Origin of the sequence: Mucilaginibacter sp., from assembly GCF_036383575.1 — a bacterium.
In the GTDB taxonomy this organism is placed as follows: domain Bacteria; phylum Bacteroidota; class Bacteroidia; order Sphingobacteriales; family Sphingobacteriaceae; genus Mucilaginibacter.
This window is the reverse complement of the sequence record NZ_DASVOB010000307.1, coordinates 1-3,291: the sequence shown is the minus strand read 5'-3', so window position 1 is coordinate 3,291 and position 3,291 is coordinate 1. Positions and strand designations below refer to the sequence as shown.

Annotated in this window: 4 protein-coding genes; 1 reads left to right on the top strand and 3 read right to left on the bottom strand. The window is 43.7% G+C overall.

Going from position 1 to position 3,291, the window contains the following annotated elements:
- From carB to VF500_RS10685, 3 genes are all read right to left on the bottom strand, one after another.
- The coding region (gene carB, locus VF500_RS10695; RefSeq protein ID WP_330859662.1) for a carbamoyl-phosphate synthase large subunit at positions 1-1,434 on the bottom strand (1,434 nt) is incomplete at its 3' end.
- A 164-nt stretch (positions 1,435-1,598) separates the two neighbouring features.
- A complete protein-coding gene (locus VF500_RS10690; RefSeq protein WP_330859661.1) occupies positions 1,599-2,318 on the bottom strand; it encodes a sterol desaturase family protein in 720 nt (239 codons plus the stop codon).
- Positions 2,319-2,390: 72 nt separating this feature from the next.
- Positions 2,391-2,960, bottom strand: coding sequence for a Crp/Fnr family transcriptional regulator (locus VF500_RS10685; protein WP_330859660.1), 570 nt, complete (start codon positions 2,958-2,960; stop codon positions 2,391-2,393).
- Between the two features lie 97 nt (positions 2,961-3,057).
- Between VF500_RS10685 and VF500_RS10680 the strand changes: the two genes are divergently transcribed.
- The coding region (locus tag VF500_RS10680; RefSeq protein WP_330859659.1) for a hypothetical protein at positions 3,058-3,291 on the top strand (234 nt) is incomplete at its 3' end.

The following is a 3,291-nucleotide window of genomic DNA, read 5'->3' as shown; positions in this document are numbered from 1 at the left end:
CAATGAGTAGCGGCGCAGTTCGTTCTCTAAGTTAACCACGTCCATAATCTGGTTCAGGAACCAGCGATCGATTTTGGTTACTTTACGTACCGATTCAATAGGTACGCCAAGACTTAATGCATCATAAATATGGAATAACCTGTCCCAGCTTGGATGCTCCAGGCTGTGCATGATCTCTTCAAGGTTGCGGCTCTGGCGACCGTCGGCACCTAAGCCGGCGCGACCAATTTCCAAACTCTGACAAGCTTTTTGCAATGCTTCAATAAAGCTGCGGCCAATGCCCATCACTTCACCTACCGATTTCATCTGCAGGCCAAGCTCTTTGTTAGCGCCTTTAAACTTATCAAAGTTCCAGCGAGGTATTTTCACGATCACATAATCCAAAGTAGGCTCAAAGTAAGCCGAAGTTGTTTTGGTGATCTGGTTTTCGATCTCATCGAGGTTGTAACCTATTGCAAGCTTGGCAGCAATTTTAGCGATAGGGTAACCGGTAGCTTTTGATGCCAGTGCTGATGAGCGTGAAACGCGGGGGTTAATTTCAATAGCGATGATCGATTCATCGGCAGGATTAACCGAAAACTGCACGTTACAGCCGCCGGCAAAGTTACCGATGGCGCGCATCATCTTAATAGCCTGGTTACGCATTTCCTGGTAGCAGCGGTCGCTCAGGGTCATGGCAGGGGCCACGGTGATCGAGTCGCCGGTGTGGATACCCATCGGGTCGAAGTTTTCGATAGAGCAGATGATGATCACGTTATCATTACTGTCACGCAATAACTCCAGCTCGTATTCCTTCCAACCCAGCACGGCTTGTTCAACCAAAACCTCGTGAGTTGGTGATGCCTGCAAGCCGCGGCTTAAAGCAGCATCAAACTCTTCTTTTTTGTGTACAAAGCCAGCGCCTTTACCACCTAAAGTATAACTTGGGCGGATAACCAGCGGGAAACCGATTTCCTGCGCTGCTTCTTTACCTTCCAGAAACGAATTGGCAATTTTTGATTTTGCCACACCTACACCGATGTCAACCATCAGCTGGCGGAAAGCTTCGCGGTTCTCTGTTTTTTCGATGGCAGCGATATCAACCCCTACAATCTTAACACCAAACTTTTCCCAAATTCCGCGTTCGGCTGCCTCAATACAAAGGTTAAGCGCGGTTTGGCCGCCCATGGTAGGCAGTACGGCGTCAATTTTTTGCTCGGTTAAAATTTTCTCGATGCTTTCGCAGGTTAGCGGCAGCAGGTACACATGGTCACCAATAACTTTATCCGTCATGATCGTGGCCGGATTGCTGTTAATGATGGAAACGGTAATACCTTCGTCTTTAAGAGAGAGAGCGGCTTGAGAGCCGGCGTAATCAAATTCGCAAGCCTGGCCAATAATGATTGGACCTGAGCCGATAATCAGAACGGATTTGATGGAGGTGTCTTTGGGCATAGGGCTTTTTTTTAATTCAAAAGTTCTAAGTCAAAAGTTAAAGACGGTTAAGCCTTTAAACGGTTTTTCCTATGCGCTGAAAGCCAAGAAATCCCGACTTCAGCGTCGGGGTGCAAAGATAGAGTTTTAACAAACACGATTTATGTTTTTTTTCAGATTTAATATTAACCCTTATGTACGTCTTTAAATTTTAACATTTCGGTAAGTTTGAGTTCCTTCTCGGTATCAAATCCACAGGAAGTTGTAAACTCTTTAGGGTTACTGTAAGTACCGAAAAGCATATCCCACCACACAATATCTCCATAATTATTACTATGCTTTTCATACTCATGATGAATGCGGTGCATCTCGGGCCGCTGAAATATGTAGCCAACCCATTTTGGCGTTTTGATGTTGGTGTGGTAAAAAAATTCGCCCAGCGCGGTGCACAAAGTATAAATGGCCCCGGCCTCCGGGTTTAGCCCCAATAACGTATAAACCAGTAAACTGCCTATAATGGAGTTGATCGTCATTTCGAGCGGGTGCTTGTAAAACGAAGTAATTACTTCAATACGTTGTGCACTATGGTGAATCTGGTGAAAATGCCTCCACAACAAATCACTCTGATGACGCCACCTGTGCCACCAGTAAAAAATAAATGTAGCAATGAAATAAGCTATGATACCTCCGAGCCAGTTTGGCACATGGTACGATAAATGAAACGCCGAATAACTGGAAAGCCATTTTTCCCAGCTATAGCCAGCTGCTACTACAATCAGTAGCTGTACAAAATTGATGGCCAGCACCCTGATAGTCCAGGTTGGCACCGCGGGCAGCTTCCATCCGGGTAAAACTTTTTCAATTATGAAACAAATGGCAAAGCAAATTAAAATTACGATAAGCATGGTTTTAGTTTTTTGATCTGATCAAATATCATGGCCAACAGCCACGAAAAGTTTTGACCTTTATCAAAAAAGCTATGCCTTTGCCCTTATCCTGCTTAAAGTTTCCTGTTTGATACTTAAAAAGGAGGCTATTTGCCCTAATGACACTTTTTGCAAAATATCGGGATAGGCTAAGAGCAGGTTTTCATAGCGCTGCCTGGCAGTTTGGGTTTGCAGGCTGATAGTCCGTTCTTCGCTCCGGATATAATATTGTTCCGTAATCAGCCTACCGGTTAAGTTAAATTCCGGGTATTTTTTGTAAAGCGCCTGCAGCTGGTCCCAATTGATGGATTGCGTGACACTATCTTCAAGCACTTGAATATTTTCTATAGAGGGTTTCCTTGAAAAAAAGCTATGTATGGATACAATGATCTCCCCCTGCCCCATAAACCAACTGGTATATTCACTATTGTTTTTATGATAATAAGCCCTGATAAACCCTTGCTTTATGAAGTAAATGCGTTGCGAAACCTGACCCGCTTTAAGTAAAACACTCCTTTTAGGAAAATGATCTTCAACAAGGTATGATCTTATTTCATCCTGCAAATCAGCTGATAAGATACTTACACTATTCAAAACCTGCAGTAAACCGCTTGTTTCCATAAAAACTTGTTATATTTAACTATTGCAAATTATCGGTAAAACCAATTGAAGCCCGTAATCGTACTAAAGTATAATTACTTTAACGCCGTATAAAACTATGATAAAGAAGCCTGTTTTTCCCTTGCTTGCGGCTATTTTATTTCTTGGCAGCTGCGCCATGCTGCAATCAGTTGTTAAATCAACTTTCCCGTATACGGCCACGATGGTAATCCCTGCATCGGATAAGATAGATGAGCCTCAAACCGCCCTGAGTACGGGCAACAGCTACGATCAGGATTTTACCAAAGACGGTAATAACGCCGGTAAAATAAGCGAGGTACGGATCATATCG

What these genes read in the sequence shown, in the direction of transcription:
- VF500_RS10685 (WP_330859660.1), bottom strand. Translation starts at nt 2,960, where the DNA reads ATGGAAACAAGCGGTTTACTGCAGGTTTTGAATAGTGTAAGTATCTTA.
- VF500_RS10690 (WP_330859661.1), bottom strand. Translation starts at nt 2,318, where the DNA reads ATGCTTATCGTAATTTTAATTTGCTTTGCCATTTGTTTCATAATTGAA.